Genomic DNA, 23,808 nt, shown 5'->3' with positions numbered 1-23,808 from the left:
CTCCCGGCATCAGCGACGATCACCATGTCGGCGATGCCATGACGCTCCTGGAAGGCCTGGACGATCGGGATGATCGTGTGGGTCTCGGCCTTGTTGCCCTCGAAACAGCCGATCTCGAGCGGGAACCCACCCCGGTCGACCAGGAGACCGACCACGATCTGCGGATCGACCCGGCGTTCCTTGGAGTACCCGACCTTGCGGAGATCGTCCTCGTTGTCGGCCTCGAAGTAGAGCGTGGTCACGTCATAGAGCACCAAACTGACGTCACCGCGGCTGGTGGCGTGCTCGAAGCACGCCGCGGCGAGCAGGTCGCGGTAGTGGCGGCCCTGCGCGCGGCGCAGTGTGCGTTTACGTGTCGAGTGCGAGGCCGCGACCCGGCCCAGCTCGGCCAGGACCCGATCGGCATCGAGCAGGCTGGTGGGCTCCACCACCCGGGCGATCACGAGGTCGCGGAACACCGCGTCGGCCACGACATCCAGGCCCAGGCCGGCGTAGACACCAGCGAGGGCTTCGTAGAGCAACGCGGAGGAGGTCCTGAGCACGTGCGGTCGGCGCACCCATGAGCGAGGAGCCGGCTCGTCACCGATCAGGTCCTCGCGCGGCGGCGGGACCATCACGGCCCTTGGGACCGCCGGGGTCAGCCCGAGATCGAGCTCGCCCTGCGCGTGATCGGTCAGCATCGCGTGGGCCTGCTCGATCAGCAGCCCGAGCTCGACCTCGTCACGCGCCGAGCCGACGTGCCGCACGATCCGACGACGCCCCGCGACGGACTCCGCGATCTGTACCGCTGTCGCGCCCGAGGCCGTCCGTACCCGCCGAACCCAGGCCATCCCCCGATCCTACCGACCAGGATTAGTGCCTCAGCGGGACACTAACGAACACATCACCCCAGGTCAGAGACCCGCACCCCACGCGAACCCGCGAAAGTGACCCAACTCAGGGGGATCGGTGGCCGAGCTCCAGTTCGAGCGACTGCTCGGCAAGGACTACGAGCTCACCAGCGACGAGCTGCTCTTCGACGTGCACTGCGAGCGCCGCGGCATCGCCGAGCAGGACCGCGAGACCGAGCGCGAGCGGTTCTTCGGCAAGGGCCAGCCCTGCCTGCGGGCCTCGCCGCTGACGAAGACCTACGGCTGGGCTGTGCACCACGACGCCGAGGGGCGCATCGCGCTCGTCGCGACGGGCACGGCGCGCTACGAGGAGCTCGTGGCCGACGAGGCGGTGACCAAGAAGCCGGCGATGCGTTCCTCCCGGTAGCCCCCGCCACTCCCCCACCTCTTACGGGCGGGGGATGTTGCGCAGGTTGGAGCGCGCTATCGACACGGCCTCGCCGATGCCCTTGGTGAAGACCAGCTTGCTCATCGCGGTGGCGAAGCCGAAGACCTGCTCGCCGGTGATCGAGGGTGGGATCGACAGGGCGTTGGGGTCGGTGACGATGTCCAGGAGCGCCGGGCCGGGGTGGGCGAGGACCGTGGCGATGGCGCCCTCGAGCTCCTTGGGGTCCTCCACACGCACCGCGTGCCAGCCCATGGCGGTGGCGATCGCCGCGTAGTTCGTCTCGGGGACGTCGACGCCGTGGTCGGGCAGCTTGTCGACGAGCATCTCGAGCTTGACCATGCCGAGCGTGGAGTTGTTGAACAGCATGACCTTGACCGGGAGCTCGTAGGTCACGGCGGTGAGCATGTCGCCCAGGAGCATCGACAGCCCGCCGTCGCCGGACATGGCGATGACCTGCCGGTCCGGGTAGGCGGCCTGGGCGCCGAGGGCGTGAGGGAGCGCGTTGGCCATCGACCCGTGGAGGAAGGAGCCGATGATGCGGCGCTTCCCGTTGGGGTTGATGTAGCGGGCCTGCCAGACGTTGCCCATGCCGGTGTCCGCCGTGAACACGGCGTCGTCGGAGGCGGCCTGGTCGATGAGCGAGGCCGCGTACTCGGGGTGGATCGGCACGAGGTCCTCGGCGTCGCGGGTGTAGGCGCCCACGGTGCGCGTCATCAGCTTCTCGTGCCGGTCGAGGGTCTTCTTCAGGTACGAGCGCGACCGCTTGGGCTTGACGCGCCCGAGCAGCGCCCGCAGGAACGGCCCGACGTCGGCGTGCACGGGCAGGTCGACGCCGGTGCGCCGGCCGATGACCTCGGCGCGGCGGTCGACCTGGATGGTCGTGGGGCCGTCGGGCAGGAACTGGTCGTACGGGAAGTCAGTGCCGAGCAGGAGCAGGACGTCGGCGTCGTCCATCCCCTCGGCGGCGGCGCCGTAGCCGAGCAGGCCGGTCATGCCGACGTCGAAGGGGTTGTCGTACTGCACCCACTCCTTACCGCGCAGGGAGTGCCCCACCGGTGCGGCGATCGTGTCGGCGAGCTCGACGAGGGACTCGTGGGAGCCGCGCACGCCGGCGCCGGCGAAGATCGCCACCCGCTTGGCGTCGTCGATGGCCTCGACCGCCGCCGCGAGGGCGGACTCCGCGGGCTCGAGGGTGCCGCGGACGGCGGGGACGTAGGTCGGGGCGTCGGCGGAGGCGGACTCGTCGGCGACGTCGCCGGGCAGGGTGACGACGGCGACGCCTGGGGCGGCCAGCGCGTGCGTGATCGCGGCGTGCACGACCCGCGGGGACTGGTCGGGGGTGCTGATGAGCTCGCTGTAGACGGAGGCCTCGGTGAACAGGCGGTCGGGGTGGGTCTCCTGGAAGTAGGACTGCCCGATCTGGGAGCTGGGGATGTGGCTGGCGATGGCCAGGACCGGGGCGCCGGAGCGGTTGGCGTCGTAGAGGCCGTTGATGAGGTGGAGGTTGCCGGGGCCGCAGGAGCCCGCGCAGACGGCGAGCTCGCCGGTCAGCTGGGCGTCGGCCGCGGCGGCGAGCGCGGCGGCCTCCTCGTGGCGGACGTGGATCCAGTCGATCCCGCCGTTCGCGCTGCCGCCGGTGCGGCGCACGGCGTCGACGACGGGGTTGAGGCTGTCGCCGACGATCCCGTAGATGCGGCGGACTCCGACGGCCTGGAGCTGGGCGACGATCTGCTCGGCGAGCTTCACGGGTCAACCTTCCTTGACCCCGACGCGCCACCCGACTGCGGTCGCCGTGGCACCGGGTCGATCCTGGGTTCCGTCCAGGCTAGCCCGGTGCGCAAGGGAGGGCATCCGGGGGCGGCCCCGACCGCGCCCGGCGCGTGCACTCAGTCCACGGACCCGGTGCCCCGACCGGCGCCCACCCTCTCGGCGTGCGCCGTCTCGTAGAACGCATCAGCGAGCGCCAGAACGACTCCGTGCACGCCGGGCCCGTCGCTGAAGAAGTAGTCGGCCATGGCGTTGTGGGCGTCCTGGTTGTCCACGACAGCCTCGGTCACGGCGGCCTGGAAGTCCTGCGACTCCATGAACTGCTTCTTCGAGTTGACCTGCGTCTGCACCACGAGCTCAGGGTCCTCCAGCAGCCTCCCGACGAGACCGTTGATGAACTCCCGGATCTGCGACTCGAGGAAGGACTCGGCCCCGAAGAGGTCGTTCATCCGGTCGATGACGACCTGCAGCGCGACATACTTCGGCTCCTTCCTCACACCGGAGCCGGCGGCGCTGATGCCCTTGAGCTCGCCGTCGCCGGTGAGGGAGATGTCGGCGGTCGCGGCCTTGGTGTGCGTGACCCCGACGAGCACGACGTCGGACAGGTCGACCTCGGCGGACCACGATTCGTCCTTGATGACACGCTCGAGCAGCCGAAGGTAGATGGAGAGCATCTCCATGTACGGGTCGCCGTAGTCGACGATCTGGCTCATGAAGTCGTACAGCCGCACGTACGTGGACACGTCCTTGCGGAAGAGGTCGAGCTCGTTGAGCAGCACCTTGTCGTCGGTCTCGAGCGCCTGCTCGTAACGCTTGGCGAAGGCGGTCTTCGCCGGCGCGACCGCGGCTGACAGCGCGTTGTTGCCCTTGCGCGTCACCCACAGCTCAGCCGTCCGGCGGACCTCGTCCTCGCTGAAGATCCCCGCGTGCGCCAGCTTGGTGGCCAGGTGGACGACGACGTACGGGTCCGTCTCGGTCTCGAGGGTCGCGTTGACGAAGTACGGCTCGAAGGCCTCCCGTATGTCCTCGGGCTTGTTGACGAAGTCGATGACGAAGGTCTTGCGCTTCTGCTCCCCACCCGCCGTACGGTGCGTGCGGTTCAGCCGAGAGAGGGTCTGCACGGCGGTCACACCGGCCAGGCGCTTGTCGACGTACATCGCCGACAGCAGCGGCTGGTCGAAGCCGGTCTGGAACTTGTTGGCGACCGTCATGAACGTGTACGTATCGCCCTTGAAGGCCGCGGCGAGGTCAGTGCCCGCGCCGGGGTTCATGTTGGCCTCGGTGAACTCGTCGTCCTTGCTCGGCGCAGGTCCCCACTCGACGGTCCACACCTCGTTCTCGTCCATCGTCACCCCGCCGGAGAAGGCGACGAGTGTCCGATAGTTGTACGAGGGGTCCTCGGCGGCGCGCTTGGCGATGAAGGCGTCGATCGCCTTCTTGTACTTCACGGCCGACCGGCGCGAGTCCGTGACGACCATGGCTTTGGCCTTGCCCTCGAGCAGGTGCGCGACGTTGGCATGGAAGTGCTCGACGATGATCTGTACCTTCTGGCTGATGTTCGTCGGGTGCAGTTGCACCCAGCGCATCAGCCCCTTGCGCGCGGCGCCTTCCTCGACCTCCCCGTCCGCGTTGGCGTTTCCGGCGATCTTCAGTGCGGTGTCGTAGGACTGGTACCCCTTGAGCACGTCGAGGATGTAGCCCTCCTCGATGGCCTGCTTCATCGAGTACAGGTGGAACTCCACCGGCTTGCCGTCGGGCCCCTTCCGGCCGAAGAGCTCGAGCGTCTTGTTCTTCGGCGTCGCGGTGAAGGCAAGGTAGGAGATGTTCGGCGACTCTGCCCGCACCCCCATCTCCGCGGCCAGGACCGACTCGACGTCGACCTGCCCGCCCTCCTCGATGTCCTTGACCTCCTCTGCGGTCAGCACCGCCTTGAGCTTCGCGGAGACCTGGCCGGACTGGGAGGAGTGCGCCTCGTCGGCGATGACGGCGAAGGTCTTGCCCTTGAGCGCCGAGTCGGCCCGGATCTCCTCCAGCGCGTAGGGGAAGGTCTGCACCGTCACCGCGATGATCAGCTCGCCGTTCCTCAGCGCCTTCGCCAGGAGGCTCGACTTCGACGTCGCGCCCGCCTTGCGCACGTCCTCCGGGCTGATCGTCGCCACGATCTTGTTGCCACCGTCGATCTGCCGGATGGCGTCCTGCAGCTGCCCGTCGAGTACGGTGCGGTCCACGACGACGATCACCGAGTCGAAAACCTTCTGGTCGTCGACGTGCATGCGTGCCAACCGGTGCGCTGTCCACGCGATCGTGTTCGTCTTGCCAGAGCCCGCCGAGTGCTCAATGAGGTACCGGTGCCCGACTCCCTCCTCCTCGATCGCGGCGGCTATGGACGTGACGGCCTCCCACTGGTGGAAGCGAGGGAAGAGCATCGGGGTGCGGCGGACGGAGTTCCCCGTCGCCACGTCCCACTCGTCCTTGTTCTCGACGAGCATCAGTCGGCCGAGGATGTTCAGCCAGGCATGCTTCTCCCACACCCGCTCCCAGAGATACGCCGTGGCCGACTTCCCGTCCGCCGCGGGCGGGTTGCCAGCACTGCCGTCGTTGCCGGTGTTGAAGGGCAGGAAGTGCGTCTTGTCGCCCTCGAGACGAGTGGTCATCGCGGCCAGGTCGTTCGAGACCGCGAAGTGCACCAGTGCGCGGTGGCCAAAGGACAGCAGCGGCTCCACCCGCCCGTTGGTCACCGGGCGGCGGTCCTGCTTGTACTGGTTGATCGCCTCGTTCAACGACTGGGTGAAGTCGGTCTTCAGCTCCACCGTCGCGACCGGCAGACCGTTGACGAAGAACACCAGGTCGATGCTGCGCTGATCTGCGGTCGAGAAACGTACCTGGCGCATCACCCGCACCCGCATCGCCGCGTACTGCTCGACCGTCGTCGCGTTCAATGAGGTCTCGGGGCGGAACTGGGCCATCTTCAGTCGGCGCCCACCGATGAACTGCACGCCGTTGCGCAAGATGTTGAGCATCCCGCCGCCGCGCTCGAGCGGCTGGTCCAACGCGGCGACGAGGACGTCAAGGAACTTCGCCTCTGATCCCGCGGTTTTCAGAACCTTGGCGAAGGGCGTCGGCTGGGTCGCCTCCAGCCACGCGAAGAGGTCCTTGGGGAAGAGCGCCCGCTCCCGGTCGTAGCCCGCGTCGTCCTTCGCGTAGAACCAGCCGTGCGCCTCGAGGTGCGCGCAGATCTCGTCCTCGAAGACCACCTCGTTGTGGTCAGCCATGATCAACACCTGCTGGCACCGGACGGAGATACTTTCGATCGGGGCTGGTCGGCGGGGCTGTGGCAATCACTTGGACATCGTGGACCACGCGTCGACGGATCGGGCGCAAAGCGCCCGACGACTTCCGCAACGTGTCCGCAAGCTCGTGGATCCCCATGGGCACATCGACCGACAACGCGTCGATCACCTGCGCCTCGGACGGTTGCGGGCCACCCTGCTACTCCTCAGATGCCGTCAGCGAACCTCAGTGAACGTCACTGTGGCTCTCAGTGCACACTACCCGACCTCAGTGAACTTCACTGACCTCACTGACGATGCCCGCCGCCTCATCGGACGACGCCGCTCGCACGTCGATCTGACCAGTCACCGCCGCCGTGATCAGCGCCGCTCGACGCTCGCGCGACAGCTCGATGAAGCGCGCTGTCTCCGCGATCAGCTCATCCAGCTTGCCCAAAGTCGCCCCCAGTTCTGCGCAGATTCTCTGCTGCTCGGCCGGGGAGGGCGCGGGGATTCTGAACGATCGGATCTTCTCCTGGTTGATGTTGGGCTGCCCGCCTCCCGCCGCCTCGAGAAGCAGCCACTGCTTGGCCGACTGCAGACTGTACTGAACGAACTCAGGGACGGCGCGGATCGGCCCTACCAGCGCACAACAGGCTTGATTCGACGTTGCATCCACCCCCAAGATCCCCATACGCCCGATAGTTGCTCCGTACATCGCGATCAACAGCGAACCAGCGGGGTGGATCTTGAGCGCTGAGTATTTCGCGATCACCTCAGCACTGACCCCACGCATGGTGCTCTTGACGACGGATTCACGGAGTTCGCCGGTAGTAACCCACATAAATTCAGCCTCGTCGCCATACGTAATGTCCTCGTTGGCTGGAGTCGTCCCGCTGGCGGTCGACTCAAAGAGCCACGACAGCCTCACCATCGGCCAGCCTTCCGGAATCTCAGTCCCCCAACCAGTCGCGCGTGCATTCTGCGCTTCCCGTCGCTCGCGGAGAAACCCAATCAGGCGCTGCTGCTCCTCGACGAGGGCGTCGATGCGGGCGGTCTCACGGTCGAGGTAGTCAGCGATGGCCCGCTGCTCCCCATGACCAGGCGCCGGGATCCGGAAGGCCCCAACCTTATCTGCGGTAAAGTGAGGAATTGTTGCCGTCGAGCAGACGACCTCGATCTCACCCGCCTCCAGCGCCGCCTGAAGTGCATAGTTTAGGAACCGACCCGTTGCGACACCCATTCTCGGACGGACTCGAACGATAGAGTTCTGGAACCCCCAACCAATCCGTCCCTCAGGCAGCACCGCCGATCGGCCGTACCCCGCCCCGCCTTCCACGATGACAACGTCATCTGCACGAAGGTCATACTGCGTGAGTTCACCTTCTGAGAACCACATCAACTTCTCTTCAACGTCTACAAATCGTCCGTGCGGTTGGATGTGAGCAGCGCGCAGGTATGGCACGAGAACGTCGGTAGGCTTCTTGGCTCCAGACTGAAGCATCTTGCCGAGGACCACTTCACCAAGCCGCTTAATAGCCCTACGAGGATAGGTCACCCTTCGACCTCCCCGAGGAGATCGAGGATCTTAGCGACCTGCTTCTCCAGGTCCGCATCAATCTCGGCGAGCGAGCGGGGTGGGACGTACTTGAAGAAGTGGCGGGTAAAGGGGATCTCGTACCCGACCTTCGTCTTTGCGTGGTCAATCCAGGCGTCGGAGACATGGGGGGCCACCTCGACGTCGAAGTAGGCCTGGATAACTCCGCTTCTGCCGAACGCTCCCGAATGGGACCCGCCGTAGGTGAAGGGCACGTTCTCGGTGTCACGCTTCTTGCTGTCCGCCTTGGGTTTGCCCTTGCGGTCCGTGACGATCTCGCCGTCGTCATCCACCAGCGGGCGCTCGACGGTAATAGTCCAGTAGCCGAAGTCCTCGTTGCGGAGCACCTTGGAGTGCTCGGGGTCCGCGTCCTCGAAGTCGTCGTAGAGCTTGACGACCTTTGTGCGGTCCTCGTCGCTGATCTCCCGGTTCTTCGAACCGAGGCTCCTTCGCATCTTCGACCAGTAGGACGAACCGTCGATGAGCTGGACCTTGCCCTTGCGCTCGTCGGCCTTGGAGTTGTCGAGGATCCAGATGTAGGTGGCGATGCCGGTGTTGAAGAACATGTTGGTCGGCAGCGCGACGATCGCCTCGACAAGGTCATGCTCAAGCAGACGCCGGCGGATCTCAGACGGGCCGGAGCCCGCCGCGCCGTTGAAGAGCGGGGAGCCGTTCATGACGATCCCGACCCGGCCGCCACCGTCTTGTGGATCGCGCATCTTGTGCACCAGGTGGAGCAGGAAGAGCATCTGGCCGTCCGAGGTCGCCGGCAATCCGGGCGCGAAACGACCGAAGGGGCCGGCCTGGTCGCGCTCGTCCTTGATCGTCTTGGCGTACTGCTTCCAGTCAACGCCGTAGGGCGGGTTGGACATGCCAAAATCGAACTGACGGTTGGTGAAGGCATCGTCGGTGAGGGTGTTGCCGAAGGCAATGTTGCTCGGGTCGTTGCCCTTGGCGAGCATGTCCGACTTGCAGATGGCGTAGGACTGCGGGTTGTACTCCTGCCCGAAGAGACTCAGGCGCGCGTCCGGGTTCTCCGCGAGCAGGTGCTCCTGGGCTAGAGAAAGCATCCCGCCGGTGCCGGCAGTGGGGTCGTAGAGCGTGCGAACGATGCCGGCCTCGGAAAGACTGGCGTCCTCCTCAGCGAAGAGCAGGTCGACGAGCAGCTTGATCGCGTCGCGGGGCGTGTAGTGGTCTCCGGAGGTCTCGTTCGCGGCCTCGTTGAACTTGCGGATGATGTACTCGAAGGCGTCGCCCATGTCCGAGTTGGACACCCGGTCCGGATGCAGGTCGATCTCCGCGAAGGACTTGACGACCTCGCGAAGCAGCTCGGCCTTCTCCAGGGCGAGGATCCCCTTCTTGAAGTCGAAGTACTCGAAGACATCGACGTCCGGTGAGAACCGGTCGAGGTAGTCGTTGAGGTTGTCGACCAGCCCGTCGGCGTCCTTGAGCAGGTTGGCGAAGGAGTAGTTCGAGGTGTTGTAGAAGGTCCGCCCGGTCGCCCTCTTCACCTCGACCGCGAGGCGCTTCGGGTTGTCGTACCTGGCTGCCAGGTCGCGCACGATCTCGCGGTCCGGCTCGAGGATGCAGTCCAGGCGCCGCAGGATCGTCAGCGGGAGGATGACGTTGCCGTACTGGTTCGGCCGATACGGACCCCGCAGTTGGTCCGCGATCGACCAGATGAAACTTCCGAGCGCGCTCAATGGGGCCTCTCACTCCAGACAACGACCGACCGGCTCATTCTTCCGCAGGGTCACGGCCAACCGGTGCGTACGAGTCTCCCGGCCTCAGACGAGCCCGAGCTCGGCGAAGGCGGTGGCGAGGCCCTCCTGCTCGGGACGAGGGGCGGTGCGGTCGGCGACGGCGAGGACCCGGGGGTCCGCGCCCTCGATCGCGACGCCGATGCCCGCCTCGGCGAGCATCTCCACGTCGTTCATGCCGTCGCCGAAGGCGATGGCGTCGTCGAGGCCGGCGCCGAGGTGCTTCAGGGCGGCGGTCATGCCGATCGCCTTGTGCATGCCGTCGAGGTAGAGCTCGCCCGACGACGGCGGCAGGCCGGGCACCGAGGCCTCCAGGGACAACACGCCCTCGCCGGCCTCCTCGGCGAGCCGGTCGGCGTGGACCTCGGTCTCGACGACGACGGCCTTCGCGTAGGAGCGCCCCCGCAGGTCGGGCGAGACCTCGAGGCTGGCGAGGATGTCGGTGGGGCCGGCGTGCGCGGAACCGTCGTCGGCGGCGGCGTGCCGCTCGACCTGGGCGCGGATCGCCGCCTCGGCGCGCGGGGTGCCGAGCAGGGCGCCGGGGGTCTCGAGGATGTAGATCGTCCCGTGGGCCTCCATCACCTCCACGAGCCGCTCGCCCAGCACCGCGGGGAAGCGGTGGTCGGTGACGACCTTGCCGTCGATCTCGACGTAGGTGCCCGCGGTGCACACGACGCCGTCGAATCCGGCCGCGAGGATCCGCTCGGGGAGCATGACCTTGGCCCGACCGGTGCACAGCAGCACCTTGTGGCCCGCGGCGCGCGCGCCCCGTACGGCCTCGACGTGGCCGGGCGGGACGTCCCCGTTGTAGGCATAGGTGCCGTCGACGTCGATGAAGAGGATCTTGCGGTCGGTCATGGTCCGAGTCTCCCGCGCTGTCGTGCCTGGTGGGCGTGCCGTCCGTCAGTCGGCGACGTGCTTGCCGCCACCGTCGTCGTCGGCCTCGGGGTCGTCGAGGACGTGGGCGTCGTCCGGCGGTGCGGCGGCGTGGGCGCCGCCCGGCTCGCCGTCGGTCCCCGCCTCGGTCGCGGGACCGGACCCGGCTGGAGCCTGCGCCCCGCCCTCGGCGGTGGCCGCCCCGACGGCGGCCGGCACCCGGGCGTCGTCCTCGCCGACCCGCTCCTCCTCACGGACACGGGCCGCTCCCCCGCCGGCGCGCAGCCGCTCGAGCTCGGCCTGCGGGGCGGTGGTGTCCTCACCGCGCTCGGAGCGCGCGGCGATGACCTTCTCCAGGCGGGCGATCTCCTTGTCGCGCGCCCGGCGCTCGCTGCGGCCCTCCGTCAGCTCGTAGAGCACGGGCACCAGCAGCAGGGTGAGCAGCGTGGAGGTGATGAGGCCGCCGATGACGACGATCGCCAGGGGCTGGGAGATGAACGCCCCGCCGCCGGTGATGCCGAAGGCCATCGGGACCAGCGCCATGATCGTCGCCGCCGAGGTCATGAGGATGGGACGGAGCCGGTGCCGGCCACCCTCGACGACGGCCTCGCGCAGCGCCATGCCCTGGGTGCGGTACTGGTTGATGAGGTCGATGAGCACGATCGCGTTGGTCACGACGACGCCGACGAGCATGAGCGCGCCGACCAGCGCCGCGACCCCCATGGGCGTCCCGGTGACGAGCAGACCGAGGATCGCGCCGGTGGCGGCGAAGGGGATCGACACCAGCAGCACCAGCGGCTGCACCAGGGAGCGGAAGGTGGCGACCATGACGAGGTAGACGAGCATGACCGCCAGGCCGAGCGCGAGGAACAGGTTGCCGAAGGCGTCTTCCTGCTCGGCGTTGACGCCGCCGATCTCCACGCTCACGCCCTCGGGGGCGTCCACGGTGTCCAGCGCGGCGGAGAGCTCGGCGTTGACGGTCTGCAGGTCGGCGATCTCGGTGGCCGCGGTGATCGTGGCGGAGCGCAGCCCGTCCTGGCGGGTGATGGAGGCCTGCTGCATGTCCTCCTCGACGTCGGCGACGTCGTCGAGCACGAGCGGGGCGTCCGGGGCGCCGCCGAGCGGGAGCGCGCGCAGCTCCTCGACGGTGGTGGGGGCCTCGTCGGAGTACAGGACGAGCGGCAGGGAGCCGGTCTCGGTGTCGACGTCGCCCAGGGGGATGCCGTTGAGCGCCCCGTAGGCCAGGCCGCCGACGGCTGCCTCGGTCAGGCCGAGCTCGGAGGCGGTGGCCCGGTCGACGGCGACGTGCACGAACGGCAGGTCGCTGGCCAGCGAGGTCTGGACGTCGCGCAGGCCGTCGATCTCGGAGACGGCGTCGAGGACCTCCTCGGAGGTGGCGGCCACGTCCTCGCCGTCGGCGCCGGCCACGATGACCTCGACGCCGGAGGCGAAGCCGCCCGAGCTGCCGGGGGCCACGGTGATGGTGCCGGCGTCCTCGCCCAGGTCCTCGAGCCGCTCGCGGACGTCGGCCTCGACGGCGGCGGCGTCCGCGTCGACGTCGAGGGTCACCGAGAAGGTGACGTCAGAGGACATCCCGAAGGCGGCCATGGCGGGGTCGGCCTGGCCGACGGTGACCTGGTAGCTCTCGATCTCCTCGACGCCGGCGAGGACGTCCTCGACCTGCTGGGCGGCGGCGTCCTGGGCCTCGAGGGTGACGCCGGTGGGCAGGTCCTGGGTGACCGAGATGGCGTTCTCGCCGGTGTCGCCGATGAAGTCGGTGGGCAGGCGGGTCGCGCCGAAGACGGTGGCGACCAGCAGGACCAGCGCGCCGGTGAGGGTGAGCCAGCGGTGGGACAGGACCCCGCGCAGGGAGGCGACGTAGCCGCGCTGCAGGGGGCTGCGGCGCTCCTTGGCCTCGGCCTCCTCGCGGGCGACGGCCGCCCGCTCGGGGTCCACGGGCGAGCGGAGGAACCAGTAGGCCAGCACCGGGACGATGGTGAGGGCCACCAGCAGCGAGGCGCCGAGCGCGAGCGCGACGGTGAAGGCGAAGGGCCGCAGCAGCTCGCCGACCATGCCGCCGACCAGGCCGAGGGGGATGAAGACGGCGGCGGTCGCCACGGTCGCAGAGGTGACCGCGCCGGCGACCTCCTTGACGCCGGTGATGACCGACTGGCGTTTGGAGGTCCCGTACGTCTGATGGCGGGCGATGTTCTCGATGACGACGATGGAGTCGTCGACCACGCGCCCGATGGAGATCGTCAGGGCGGCGAGGGTGAACATGTTGAGCGAGTAGTCGGCGACCTTGAGCGCGAGGAGCGCGACGAGCAGCGACAGCGGGATCGAGATCGCGGTGACCACCGTGGCCCGGGCCGAGCGCAGGAACAGCAGGATGACCAGGACGGCGAAGGCCAGGCCGAGGACGCCCTCGACGGCGAGGTCCTCGATGGACTGCTGGATGAACACGGCCTGGTCGAAGGCGACGACGAGCTCGCCACCGTCGCCGAGCGCGCCCTCGAGCTCGGGCATGAGCTCGCGGATCTGCTCGGAGATCTCGACCGTGTTGCCGTCCGGGGTGGCGGTAATGGCCAGACCGATGCTGGCCGTGGCGTCGGTGCGGGTCAGCGAGGTCGGGGGCACGTCCTCGACGACGACGTCCGCGACGTCGTCGATCGTCAGTCCGGTGGTGGTGGGTGCCTGGTCGGTCGGAGCCTGGTCCGCGGGAGACTGGTCGGCGGGTGACTGGTCGGCGCCTCCCTGCGCGGCACCCGGGTCGGTCGGGGCCTGGTCGGTCGCACCCGGGTCGGTTCCCGGGGCGGCGCCGGGGTCCGTTCCCGGGTCGGCGCCGGGGTCGGCGGGCGTCTCCCCCGCGCCGTCGGCGCCCTCGGCAGCCGGCTCGACGACGAGCGGCAGGGCCGCGATCTCCTCGGCCGAGGTGATGCGGTCGCCGGTCTGGATGGTCAGCTCGCGCCCGTCGGCGTCGATGGTGCCGGCGGGGGTGACCACGCCGTACTCGTCGATAGCGGAGGAGATGGCGTCGATCGTCACGCCCTGGGCGGCGAGCTCCTCGGGGTCGACGTCGATGGTCACCTGCTGCTCGGTGGTGCCGGAGAGCTGGACCTGACGCACGCCGTCGACGCGCTCGAGCTCGGGCACGACCACGTCCTCGACGCGCTGCTGGAGCTCGGCGGTGTCCTCCCCGCCGAGGGCCGCGAGCTGGATGACCGGGAGGTCGTCGACGGAGCCGGCGATGACCTGGGTGTCGGCGTCGTCGGGCAGGTCCTGCTCGACCCGGCCGAGCGCGACCTGCAGCTCCTGCTGGGCGGTGAGGATGTCGGTGCCGTACTCGAGCTCGAGCATGACCGCCGAGACGCTGGGGGCGGACTGCGAGGTCGTGCCCTCCAGACCCGGGACACCCAGGGCGGCGTCCTCGACCACCCCGGTGACCTGGTCCTCGACGATCTCCGGGGAGGCGCCGGGCATCGTCGTCACGGCGGCGACGATGGGCAGCTCGAGGTCCGGGATGAGCTCCTGGCGCAGCGAGGTGGTGGCCCAGAGCCCGGCGAGGATCGCGACGATCGTGGAGAGCGCCACGAGCGCTCGGTTGGACAACGAGAAGCGGGCGAGGTTCGCCACGGGCAGGCTCCGGGTGAGTCGTAGGTGAGTCGTCGAACCGGGCCCCCGGCGACGCCGTCGGCCAGACTAGTCGCTCCGTCTCGTCAACGGCGAACGGTTTGCGACGCGTGGGAGCGCTGCGCGTCTTACTGTGAGACAGCGGCTCGTCGGCGTCTCACAGTGAGACGGATGTCCGCCGCAGGCGGCACGCCCACACGCCCACCCGCGCCTACCATCGGCACGTGAGTTCCTCCCGCGCCACCGACCCCATCGTCTGGATCGACTGCGAGATGACCGGCCTCGACACCGAGCGTGACTCGCTCGTCGAGGTCGCCGTCGTCGTCACCGACTCCGAGCTGCAGCCCCTCGACGCCGGCCTCGACCTCGTCATCAGGCCGCGCCCGGGCACGGTCGAGACGATGGACGAGGTCGTCACCGCGATGCACACCGCCTCGGGCCTCATCACCGAGCTCGACTCCGGCCTGGAGATGGCCGACGCCGCCGAGCAGGTCCTCGCCTACGTCAAGCGCTTCGTGCCCGAGGTCCGCAAGGCCCCCCTGGCGGGCAACTCCGTGGGCACCGACCGGGTGTTCCTCGCCCGCGACATGCCCGAGCTGGTCGAGCACCTGCACTACCGGATCATCGACGTCTCCTCGGTCAAGGAGCTGGCCCGCCGCTGGTACCCGCGCGCCTACTTCCAGTCCCCGCAGAAGCAGGGCGGCCACCGCGCGCTGGCCGACATCCTCGAGTCCATCGACGAGCTGCGCTACTACCGCGCCGTCCTGTGGCCGAAGGGCGAGGGGCCCACCACATCCGAGGCTCGCACCGCCGCCAAGGCTGTCTCGGCCAGCCCCACCAGCCGTGCCATCAGCGCGCTGGTCGAGGCCGGCGAGCGGAAGGCCGCGGCGGCGGACGCGGACGCTGCCGCGGGGGCGAGCACCGATGAGGAGAGCCCGGCCCCCACGGCCTGAGCCGCACGACCGTCCCCTCGTCGTCGGCGCCCGCCTCACGGCGGGACCTGTCGGCCCGAAGGCCCTGCCTGCTCGCCCTACCCGAGCGTCCCGATCGACGCGCGGATGTCGGCCGCGACGAGCGCCGGCTGCTCCCAGGCGGCGAAGTGCCCGCCGCGCTCGGCCGCGGTCCAGTGCACGACGTTGTCGGTCTGCTCCACCAGGCGCCGCACGGGCCGCCCGATGTCGTGGGGCATGACGAGGATCGCCGTCGGCACGGTCGAGACCGGGAGCGGCTCGGCCCAGTTCGGCAGCCCCACCTTGTAGTAGCGGGCCGAGGAGCCGGCGGTGCGGAAGAACCAGTAGATCGAGACGGTCGTCAGCATCTCGTCGCGGCCCAGCACCTCCTCGGGTCCCTCCTCGACGCCGGACCAGTCGCGGAAGCGCTCGACCATCCAGGTCATCTGCCCCACGGGCGAGTCGGTGAGCGGGTAGGCGATCGACTGCGGGCGTGAGGCCTGGAGCATGGCGTAGGCGCCGATGTCGTACTGGTAGCGGTAGCCGTCCGCGACCGCGGCGGCCTCCTCCGGGACCGACATGTCCGCGGTCTCCTCGGTGAGCTCGTCCCCGCCGAGCATGCCGGTGGTGTGCACGCCGGCCACGTGCGCACCGTGCCGCAGCCCGAGCTCGCGGGCGACGCCCGCGCCGGTGTCGTAGCCGTGCACGAGGTAGCGCTCGTACCCCAGGCGGTCCATGACCTCGGCGAAGGCGTCGGCGACGTCGACCAGGGTCCAGCCGACGACCGGCCCGGAGACGCCGAAGCCCGGGATCGTGGGGATGACGAGGTCGAAGGCGGGGCCGTCGTCGTCGGGCTCGGTGAGCATGGGGATCATCGACAGGAAGTCGGTGGGGCCGCTGGGCCAGCCGTGCACGAGCAGCAGCGGACGGGCGCCCTCGCGCGGGGAGCGCACGTGGAAGAAATGGATGTCGTGGCCGCTGACCTCGGTGGTGAACTGGGGGACGGCGTTGATGCGGTCCTCCTGCGCGCGCCAGTCGAAGGACTCGCGCCAGTAGGCGGCCAGCTCGCGGGCGTAGGTCAGCGGGACGCCGTCGCCCCAGCCGGAGGCGGGGTCCTCGTCGGGCCAGCGGGTGGCCTCGAGGCGTCGGTCGAGGTCGGCGATCTCGGCGTCGTCGACGCGGAGGGTGAACGGGGTGATCTCTGCACTCATGCGGCGACGCTACGGGGCGATGCGGTCAGATCATGACCTCATTTTCATCGACGTCTCTCGCGAGCGCCTCCCTCCCCCGACGACGACGCCGCACCCGCCGTAGCCGGGTCGCCACGGGCTCCGCTCGGCGAGCGTGAGGCACCGCACGTGCACGGGCACGGATGGGCCCTGACGGGCAGATATGATGGTGCGTCGCCGCCTCCGAGGCGGTGCATGGTGGATATAGCTCAGTCGGTAGAGCGCCGCGTTGTGGTCGCGGAGGTCGCGGGTTCAAGCCCCGTTATCCACCCCAGTTGATCGAGGCCCGAACCCTTGACCACGGGACCACCCCTGGTGCGGGTTCGGGCCTCGTTCTCCTTCCACCACCTGTTGACCAACATGGCCAGGTGCACCATGAAGCTGCGGACACCTCGCGCCGGCGGGACTGCCCCTCAGCGTTCAACCTGGGAGCCAGGGACCGGGCTGCCTCCTGAACGGAGCCGGCGCGCCCGGTAGAACCGGTTGCGGACCGCTCGCACCGTCGCGATGAGCACGAAGAGGACGAACGCGAAGGTGAACAGGCTGTCGAGGCCTTCGATGATGACCTTGACGAGAGCGGCCAAGCACATCAGGACGATGAAGATGTCCACCCAGACCGACGACTCTGCCTCTTCCGCGGGCGGGGCCTGCCCGCCGGCGCCCGCCAAGGTGCGAGCCACATGTGCTGGCGGGGTCTGGGGACCGAACCCGGCGACGTCGAGGACGACGGCGTGAGAGCTGGGCGACGTGACCGACCGTGAATCAGCACGCTCGATGCGCACCACGGCCGGGACCGAGCCGCTGTGGTGCACGTAGCGTCGCAGGTCGTCCCGCTCGACGGGGAGGAACCCGATGACCTGCCCTGCGACCTCGACGCAGACGGCCAGGTCATCCTGCGTGACCGGAGGCTCCGCGACGAGCACCCCGGTGCACTCGATGGCCGACGCACCGGCGGGGCCGGCGGACGCGAGGAGCTCGCCGGCGGCCTGCTGGAAGTAGTCGGTCCCGACCACCGGCACTCCCATACCCGCCTCCGTTCCCCTCACCGGTCCTGCCCCATCTGGTCGGTGGCGTCGCGAGCTGCGGCTCTGTCGCGGTTCACGGCTCGTTCATCCTTTCCCGTCCGCTGATCACGTCGGAGCGGATCTCCCACAACGCCCAAGCGACGGCCACGAGGCCGAGCACGACGACGAAATGGCTCTCGCCACCCGTGAAGAGACTGACGAGAATCGCAATAGGTGCGGCGATCGCGAGGATCTTGAGCGGGAACCACCACCTCACCTGGGAACTGTGCCTCGCAGGTATCGGGGCGGGGACCGGCTCCATCGGCGTCGATGAGGGCGTAGACGAGGGGCCGGGCTCGAACGTGGCGGCGTCGAACCCGGCAGCGTCGAGGACGACGGCGTTGTAGGTGGTCGACCTGCCCACCCGACCGCCCGTCCTTTCGACACGGATCGTCACCGGCACCGAGCCGTGATCGTGAACGTGGCGCTTGAGGTCGCGCCACCTGGCCGAGAGGTAGCCGATCAGCCTGCCGTCGGCCTCGACCCGGACGGCCGACGCGTCGATCTCGTTGGTCGGCTCGGCCACGAGCAGGCCCTCGCGGTCGACGGCCGCCGCGTCCCAGGTGCCGGCCGACCCCAGAAGACCGTCGGCGGTCGGCTGGAAGTACTCGATCCCGACGACCGGTGCCCTCACCGCTGCCTCCCTCGTTCGCGTCGGCGGGTCGTCGCGGTCCTCGCTGTCGGGACGCCGTCCGCCCCATCCGCCTGTCATGTGGTGTGCACCAGTGTGTCGCCCCGGAGCCGCACGAGAGGTGCGAATCAGCGCGATCGGGTACCCCTGCCCCGGGCCACACACGGGTCCTGCCGGCCGACGGCGGGCCGCGGCCTCAGGACTCCAGCTCGGCGATCAGCGTCCCGGCGTCGATCTCGGCACGGATGCGAGCCCCGAGGAGCTCCGCCGCAATCCGGTAGGAGGGCGTGCCGAGCACGGCACCCACCGCGGCGGCGATGCGCCCGGCCGGCGCCGTCCGGGCCAGCGTGACCCCTGCTCCGCGCGCCTCGACGCGCACGGCATTGTCCGGCTGGTCCCGGCCGTGCGGCATGACCACCAGCGGCAGGCCGGCGGCGAGCGCCTTCATCACCGTGCCGTGGCCGCCGTGGGTGAGGACGAGGTCGGCGTGCGGGAGGATCGCGTGGTGCGGGGCGGAGCGCACGACCCGGACGTTGCTCGGCGCCCGCAGGTCACCGGGGTCGACCCCCTTGCCCGTGGTGACCAGGCCGCGCACCGGCAGGGTGCCGAGCGCGTCGACCACGCGCTGCAGGGCGCCGAGCTGCCCCTGCGGCGTCGACGAGAGTGCGACGAGCACGAGCGGGTCCGACCCGGTCGGCAGCTCCCACTCCCCCGCCGCGGACCACTCGGGGTCGTCGAGGACCGGGCCGACGTACCGCACGCCGTCGGGGAGGTCGACCGGGAGCTCGAAGCTCGCGGCGCTGAGCACGAGCTGGCGGCGAGCGAGTCGAACCTGGTCCCAGTGCTCCCGCACCGGACGCAGGCCGAGGCCGCTGCGCACGGCGTTGAGCCGTGGCAGGACGTAGCGGCCGAGCAGCCGGGTCGAGACGGCATCCATCGCCCGGTGGCTCACGCGTGCGCCACGGCCGCTCGCCGGGAGCAGGCCGAGACCGAACGGCGGCCGCCCGGGCACCGGCAACGGGTAGAGGTTCGGGATGAGGACGTCGAAGGGGATCCCGGCGGCCTCGGCGGCGGTCATCGCGCCGAACGCCGTGAACGAGGTGATGACCCGGTCGGGCTGCTCGCGCTCGACCTGGGCGTTGGTCTCGCGCGCCAACCGGGCGGCCGGTCCGGCGATCATGTGGTCGGCCATCCCGCGGGCGAGCCCGAGCGGGCTGCGGATCTCCCAGTCCCGGTAGGCCAGGTGCTCCGGCTCGCGCGACTCGCGGCCGGGTGGGGGCGGGAGACGGTGCAGCTGCGCGCCGGTCGCCGCCACCTCACCGGCGATCGAGTCCTCGGCGAGCACCCGGACCCGGTGCCCGCGCCCGACGAGCCGGCGCACCACCCCGAGCTCGGGCGGCACGGTGCCGCCGCCGTCGGTGATGACGACGAGGAAGTGCCTGCGGTGCCGCTCGCCCATCCCGCGAGCGTAGGAAGGGCCTCCCGACGCGTCCACGCGTTTGCGCCAGGCCCGGTCCCCGATCGACGAGGCGCCCCGTCGCCCACGCCTCCGACGGGCTCGCCCTGCCCGCCGGGAACGCGGGAAGTTAGGCTGACCTCATCGACTTCCGGCCCACGGCGCACCGCGCCGGGCCGGCCCCACGACCGGAAGGTGCCACATGACAGCGCCCGCCAGCCGTCCGCCCCGTCCCCGCCGCCCCCAGATCGTCCTCGAGGTCCTCGAGCGCATCGAGCTCGGCCCGCACATGGTCCGCATCGTCGCCGGCGGCCCCGGCATCACCGGCGTCGAGGACAACGGCCGCACCGACGCCTACTCCAAGATCCTCTTCCCCCACCCCGACACCGACCTCACCCCGCCCTACGACATGGACGCGCTGCGCGAGCAGCTCCCCGTCGAGCAGATGCCGGCGCGCCGCACGTACTCGATCCGCCGCTTCGACCTCGAGAACGGCAAGGTCTGGATCGACTTCGTCGTGCACGGCGACCGCGGCATCGCCGGCCCCTGGGCCATGACGGCGGAGGCCGGCGACCCGGTCGTCCTCGGCGGCATCGGTGGCGGCTACTCCCCCGACCCGACCGCGGACTGGCACCTGCTCGCCGGCGACGACTCCGCCCTGCCGGCCATCGCCGCGGCCCTGGAGGCCATGCCGCGCGACACCCGCGGGGTGGCCCTCATCGAGGTCGACGGCGACGCCGACCACCTCGAGATCGACCCGCCGTCGGGCGTGGGGGTGGAGTGGCTGCACCGCGACGGGCGCGAGCCGGGCACGACGACGCTGCTCGCCGACGCCGTCCGCGACCTGCCCTGGCGCGACGGCCACGTCCAGGTCTTCGCCCACGGCGAGCGGGGCGAGATGAAGGCGCTCCGGCCGTTCTTCACGGACACCCACGGTCTTGAGCGCAGCCAGCTCTCCCTGTCGGCCTACTGGGCGCACGGCCGGATCGAGGACGCCTTCCAGGCCGAGAAGCGCGAGGACATCGGCAAGATCTGACCGGCGTGGTTCGGCCGAGGGTCGGTGCCCGGCCGGCCGAGCCGTCCCGATCGACCTCCCCACCGCCGCGCCGGCTACAGCCGCACCCGACGGTCGGTGGCCGCCGCCTCGTAGGCCGCGTAGATCGCCCGCATGGAGTCGCAGGCGAGCTCGATGTCCGCCTGCGGCGTGGCGCCGCTGACCACGCAGTCGATGAAGTCCTGCATCTCGCCGATGTAGCCGCGCGCGAGCAGCTCGTCGAGCAGGACGTACTGCCAGCCGCCCTTGTGGTCGACCTTCTCGGTCACGTACACGTCGTCGAGGGCGGCCGGGTCGCTGTGGTAGAGCCGCAGGGAGTCGTTCTGGCTGATCTGGCACAGGTGCACGCTGTCTGTCGTGAACACCTGCAGGGAGTTGCGCACCCCGCCGACGATCGTGTCCGAGGCGGTGACCACGCCACGGGTGCCGTCGTCGAAGGCGAGGACGACGTTCGCGATGTCCTCCACGTCCTCGGGCCGGGCGAGCAGGAAGCGCCGCTCGTCCTCGGGGAGCGTCGGCGTGATCGCCACGGTGTCGGCGATGACCGACTCGACGGCGACGCTGCGCCCGGCGGCACGGGCCTCGACCTGCTTGAGGTAGAGCATCGCCGAGAGCGGGTGGCAGCCCTGGCGGATCAGGGCGCCGCCGCCGGAGTCCGACCAGCGCCGCGCGTACTCGGCGTGCGAACCGTTGTGCGACTCCTCGCCGATCATCATCGTGATGCGCGAGCCGGTGCGCTCGAGCACCTCGCGGCTCTTCTGCACCGAGGGCGCGTAGACGTAGTTCTCCGCGTAGCCGAACACCAGCCCCGAGGAGGCCACCACCTCCCGGAGCCGTTCGCTCTCGGCCGCCACGCGCTCGGACATCACACGTCGGTCGAACCCGTCCGCCCCACCGTCCGGGACGTCGAAGTACCCGGTCAGCGGCTTCTCGCAGATGACGTGCTTCCCGGCGGCCATCGCGCGGGCAACCATGTCCACGTGCAGCGCCGGCGGAGTGCAGATGTCGACGACGTCGACGGCCGGGTCCGCGAGCAGCGCGTCGAGGTCCTCGTACACCGCCGGCACGCCGTGCCGGGCGGCGAAGGCGTCGCGGCGCGTGGGCGGCGCGGCGACGGCGACGATCCGCACGTCGTGGCCGGCGACCCGCGCCAGTGCCTCGGCATGGAGGTCGGCGACGAACCCTGCCCCGACGATCCCGATCCCTACCGTGCGCATGACTACCTGCCTTTTCCTGTGGTGACGAGGGTCCGCAGCCGGCGGAACGCACCGAGCTGGGCCGCGAGGACGACGACGATGAGGACGATGAACACCAGGCTGATCGGGCGCTGGAACATCGGCAACCAGCTGCCCTCGCTGAGGATGAGCGCCCGGCGCAGGTTCGAGTCGGCCATGGGGCCGAGGATGACGCCGAGGAGGAACGGGGCGGCCGGGAAGCCGAACTCGTGGAGGAAGATCCCGACGAGGCCGAAGATCAGCATCATCCCGACGTCGAACAGCGAGTAGTTGATGAGGTAGGAGCCGATCACGCACAGCACGTAGATGATCGGCATGAGGAGCTGCTTGCGCAGTCCCAGGATCCGCACCGACAGCCGCATGACGAGCAGGGCGAGGAACCACATGGCGACCGCGGAGAAGGCGAGGTAGACGGCCACCTCGTAGATGAACTCCGGGGAGTCGCGCGCCAGCAGCGGCCCGGGCCGGTAGCCGTGCATGAGGAAGGCCGCCAGCAGCACCGCCGCGGGCGCGGACCCGGGCACCGCCAGGGAGAGGATGGGGATGAGCGCCCCGCCGATCGCGGCGTTGTTGCCCGACTCGGCGGCGATGACGCCCTGCTCGTTGCCCTTGCCGAACGACTCGGGGTCCTTGCTCAGCCCCTTGGTCGAGGCGTAGGACAGCCAGCCGCCGACGTCCTCGCCGACCCCGGGGATGATGCCGACGCCGGTCCCGATCGCCGAGGAGCGCAGGACCGTCGGGGACCTGCGGAACACCGAGCGCAGCCCCACGCCGACCCTGGCCCGGGCGACCTCGATCGCGACGTGGTCCGAGCGGCGGAAGGCCTTGACGATCTCGGTGAAGCCGAAGAGCCCGATCATGATGGGGATGAGCTGGATCCCGCCCATGAGGTTGACGTTGCCGAACGCGAACCGCGGCTCGGCACCGATGGGGTCGAGCCCCACCTGCGCGACGAGGAGCCCGAGGAAGCCGGCGATCCACCCCTTGAGCGCGTTGTCCCGCGCGGTCAGGGTGCCGCAGATGGCGACGCCGAACGCGGCCAGCAGGAAGAACTCCCAGGCGCCGAACCGCAGCGCCGCCTGCGTGAGCAGCGGGGTGAGGGTGAGCAGGAAGATGACGCTGATGATCGTGCCCAGTGCGGAGGCGGTGATCGCCAGCACGATGGCGTGCCCGGCGCGGCCCTGGCGCGCCATGGGGAAGCCGTCGACCGCGGTGGCGGCCGAGGCCGGCGTGCCGGGGATGTTGAGCAGGATCGCGGTCTGGGCGCCGCCCGAGATCGAGCCCACGTAGATCGCCAGCAGGGAGATCAGCGCGGTCTCGGTCGGCATGCCGAAGGTCAGCCCCGCCAGCAGGGCGATGGCCATCGTGGCCGAGAGCCCGGGCAGGATGCCCATGACCAGGCCGACGAAGGTCGCCAGCACGAGGACCGCGAGGTTGAGCGGGTCCGCGACGATCGCGACGGCGTCGAGCAGGTAGCCGGTCATCGCACCTCCTCAGGGCAGCGGGATGTTGAACACGACGGAGAACAGCAGGTGGATCCCCGCCACCGTGCCGACCGCGACGGCGAGCACCGTGTACCAGCGCGCGGCACGCAGGAAGAACAGCAGGGCGAGGACGAAGATCAGGGAGGCGGCCCAGAACTGGAGCACGTGCACGAGCACGAACGTGTAGACCGCCATCAGTGCCAGGCCGACGACGGTCGTGCGGGTGTCGGGGTGGCGGGCGACCGCGGCCACCCAGGCACCGGCCTCCCCCAGGCGCTGTGCAGGCCCCGACCCGCGCAGCGACTGCGCGAGCAGGAGCAGGCTGCACAGCAGCAGGGCGGCGCCGAGGATGCCGGGCAGCAGCGCCGGCGAGGCGTGCAGCGGCTCGTCGGTGCGGGAGTGGATCCCCGCGCTCCCGACCAGCACGGCGACCGAGAGGACGCCGAGCAGGGTCGAGCTGATGAGGTTGAGCCTGGGTTCGTCGCCCATGGCGGCGTCCTCCCGTGTCGGCCGGCCGTGCGGGGGCGG

At 70.0% G+C, this 23,808-nt stretch carries 16 protein-coding genes, 1 tRNA gene and 1 pseudogene; 4 read left to right on the top strand and 14 right to left on the bottom strand.

From position 1 onward, the window contains the following. Window positions 1-2 precede the first annotated feature (2 nt). Window positions 3-830: pseudogene (locus AC3D3D_RS13710) on the bottom strand (IS1634 family transposase); the annotation flags it as partial. Between the two features lie 118 nt (window positions 831-948). On the opposite strand from AC3D3D_RS13710, the gene AC3D3D_RS13705 reads away from it, so the two are divergent. After that, window positions 949-1,257: a DUF6157 family protein gene (locus AC3D3D_RS13705; RefSeq protein WP_463663010.1), complete on the top strand. Its 309-nt coding sequence runs from the start codon at window positions 949-951 to the stop codon at window positions 1,255-1,257. A gap of 21 nt (window positions 1,258-1,278) precedes the next feature. Here the strand turns inward: AC3D3D_RS13705 and AC3D3D_RS13700 are convergent, their stop codons facing one another. The 6 genes from AC3D3D_RS13700 to AC3D3D_RS13675 all read right to left on the bottom strand — a co-directional run bounded on the left by AC3D3D_RS13700 (window position 1,279) and on the right by AC3D3D_RS13675 (window position 14,180). Then, a complete protein-coding gene (locus AC3D3D_RS13700) occupies window positions 1,279-3,024 on the bottom strand; it encodes a pyruvate dehydrogenase (protein WP_463663009.1) in 1,746 nt (581 codons plus the stop codon). Between the two features lie 140 nt (window positions 3,025-3,164). Continuing rightward, entirely contained in the window at window positions 3,165-6,317 is a 3,153-nt protein-coding gene (locus AC3D3D_RS13695) for a type I restriction endonuclease subunit R (protein WP_463663008.1), read from the bottom strand. Between the two features lie 286 nt (window positions 6,318-6,603). Then, window positions 6,604-7,872 (bottom strand): restriction endonuclease subunit S, encoded by a 1,269-nt coding sequence (locus AC3D3D_RS13690; RefSeq protein ID WP_463663007.1) that lies wholly within the window; start codon window positions 7,870-7,872, stop codon window positions 6,604-6,606. Continuing rightward, entirely contained in the window at window positions 7,869-9,614 is a 1,746-nt protein-coding gene (locus AC3D3D_RS13685) for a type I restriction-modification system subunit M (RefSeq protein ID WP_463663006.1), read from the bottom strand. The genes AC3D3D_RS13690 and AC3D3D_RS13685 overlap by 4 nt, the downstream gene beginning before the upstream one ends. An 84-nt stretch (window positions 9,615-9,698) precedes the next feature. After that, the gene (locus tag AC3D3D_RS13680) at window positions 9,699-10,529 is read right to left on the bottom strand and encodes an HAD hydrolase family protein (protein ID WP_463663005.1); all 831 of its coding nucleotides are present in this window, start codon (window positions 10,527-10,529) and stop codon (window positions 9,699-9,701) included. Window positions 10,530-10,574: 45 nt separating this feature from the next. Next, complete coding sequence (locus AC3D3D_RS13675) at window positions 10,575-14,180, bottom strand: efflux RND transporter permease subunit (protein ID WP_463663004.1); 3,606 nt, start codon at window positions 14,178-14,180, stop codon at window positions 10,575-10,577. 269 nt (window positions 14,181-14,449) lie between these two features. Here AC3D3D_RS13675 and orn point away from each other — a divergent pair, with 269 nt between their 5' ends. Next, window positions 14,450-15,130, top strand: coding sequence for an oligoribonuclease (orn, locus tag AC3D3D_RS13670; RefSeq protein WP_463663015.1), 681 nt, complete (start codon window positions 14,450-14,452; stop codon window positions 15,128-15,130). Between the two features lie 77 nt (window positions 15,131-15,207). Here orn and AC3D3D_RS13665 read toward each other — a convergent pair whose 3' ends face one another. Further along, window positions 15,208-16,338: an epoxide hydrolase family protein gene (locus AC3D3D_RS13665; protein WP_463663003.1), complete on the bottom strand. Its 1,131-nt coding sequence runs from the start codon at window positions 16,336-16,338 to the stop codon at window positions 15,208-15,210. 216 nt (window positions 16,339-16,554) lie between these two features. Here AC3D3D_RS13665 and AC3D3D_RS13660 point away from each other — a divergent pair. Beyond that, window positions 16,555-16,630: transfer RNA gene (locus tag AC3D3D_RS13660), tRNA-His, on the top strand. 139 nt (window positions 16,631-16,769) lie between these two features. Here AC3D3D_RS13660 and AC3D3D_RS13655 read toward each other — a convergent pair. The 3 genes from AC3D3D_RS13655 to AC3D3D_RS13645 all read right to left on the bottom strand — a co-directional run bounded on the left by AC3D3D_RS13655 (window position 16,770) and on the right by AC3D3D_RS13645 (window position 19,510). Next, entirely contained in the window at window positions 16,770-17,381 is a 612-nt protein-coding gene (locus tag AC3D3D_RS13655) for a hypothetical protein (RefSeq protein ID WP_463663002.1), read from the bottom strand. 73 nt (window positions 17,382-17,454) lie between these two features. Beyond that, window positions 17,455-18,054 carry a hypothetical protein gene (locus tag AC3D3D_RS13650; RefSeq protein WP_463663001.1) on the bottom strand — a complete coding sequence of 200 codons (600 nt, stop codon included), beginning with the start codon at window positions 18,052-18,054 and terminating at the stop codon, window positions 17,455-17,457. Window positions 18,055-18,247: 193 nt separating this feature from the next. Continuing rightward, window positions 18,248-19,510, bottom strand: coding sequence for a glycosyltransferase (locus AC3D3D_RS13645; protein ID WP_463663000.1), 1,263 nt, complete (start codon window positions 19,508-19,510; stop codon window positions 18,248-18,250). Between the two features lie 199 nt (window positions 19,511-19,709). Here AC3D3D_RS13645 and AC3D3D_RS13640 point away from each other — a divergent pair, with 199 nt between their 5' ends. Further along, window positions 19,710-20,543, top strand: a complete 834-nt coding sequence (locus AC3D3D_RS13640; RefSeq protein WP_463662999.1) for a siderophore-interacting protein — start codon at window positions 19,710-19,712, stop codon at window positions 20,541-20,543. 74 nt (window positions 20,544-20,617) lie between these two features. Here AC3D3D_RS13640 and AC3D3D_RS13635 read toward each other — a convergent pair whose 3' ends face one another. From AC3D3D_RS13635 to AC3D3D_RS13625, 3 genes are read right to left on the bottom strand one after another with little or no spacing between them, the layout of a single operon-like run. Then, a complete protein-coding gene (locus AC3D3D_RS13635) occupies window positions 20,618-21,778 on the bottom strand; it encodes a Gfo/Idh/MocA family protein (RefSeq protein WP_463662998.1) in 1,161 nt (386 codons plus the stop codon). Between the two features lie 2 nt (window positions 21,779-21,780). Further along, entirely contained in the window at window positions 21,781-23,280 is a 1,500-nt protein-coding gene (locus tag AC3D3D_RS13630) for a tripartite tricarboxylate transporter permease (RefSeq protein WP_463662997.1), read from the bottom strand. Window positions 23,281-23,289: 9 nt separating this feature from the next. Continuing rightward, a complete protein-coding gene (locus AC3D3D_RS13625; protein ID WP_463662996.1) occupies window positions 23,290-23,769 on the bottom strand; it encodes a tripartite tricarboxylate transporter TctB family protein in 480 nt (159 codons plus the stop codon). Window positions 23,770-23,808: the final 39 nt, after the last annotated feature.

The sequence above is a fragment of the Georgenia sp. X1117 genome (assembly GCF_057784635.1).
Note: the sequence above shows the minus strand (reverse complement) of the source record. Positions and strands in the feature narration are given on the sequence as shown.

Bases quoted from the DNA above. Each gene is read 5' to 3' on its own strand.
- AC3D3D_RS13695 (WP_463663008.1), bottom strand. From the start codon at position 6,317: ATGGCTGACCACAACGAGGTGGTCTTCGAGGACGAGATCTGCGCGCAC.
- AC3D3D_RS13680 (WP_463663005.1), bottom strand. From the start codon at position 10,529: ATGACCGACCGCAAGATCCTCTTCATCGACGTCGACGGCACCTATGCC.
- orn (WP_463663015.1), top strand. From the start codon at position 14,450: ATGACCGGCCTCGACACCGAGCGTGACTCGCTCGTCGAGGTCGCCGTC.
- AC3D3D_RS13665 (WP_463663003.1), bottom strand. From the start codon at position 16,338: ATGAGTGCAGAGATCACCCCGTTCACCCTCCGCGTCGACGACGCCGAG.
- AC3D3D_RS13655 (WP_463663002.1), bottom strand. From the start codon at position 17,381: ATGGGAGTGCCGGTGGTCGGGACCGACTACTTCCAGCAGGCCGCCGGC.
- AC3D3D_RS13645 (WP_463663000.1), bottom strand. From the start codon at position 19,510: ATGGGCGAGCGGCACCGCAGGCACTTCCTCGTCGTCATCACCGACGGC.
- AC3D3D_RS13640 (WP_463662999.1), top strand. From the start codon at position 19,710: ATGACAGCGCCCGCCAGCCGTCCGCCCCGTCCCCGCCGCCCCCAGATC.
- AC3D3D_RS13635 (WP_463662998.1), bottom strand. From the start codon at position 21,778: ATGCGCACGGTAGGGATCGGGATCGTCGGGGCAGGGTTCGTCGCCGAC.
- AC3D3D_RS13630 (WP_463662997.1), bottom strand. From the start codon at position 23,280: ATGACCGGCTACCTGCTCGACGCCGTCGCGATCGTCGCGGACCCGCTC.
- AC3D3D_RS13625 (WP_463662996.1), bottom strand. From the start codon at position 23,769: ATGGGCGACGAACCCAGGCTCAACCTCATCAGCTCGACCCTGCTCGGC.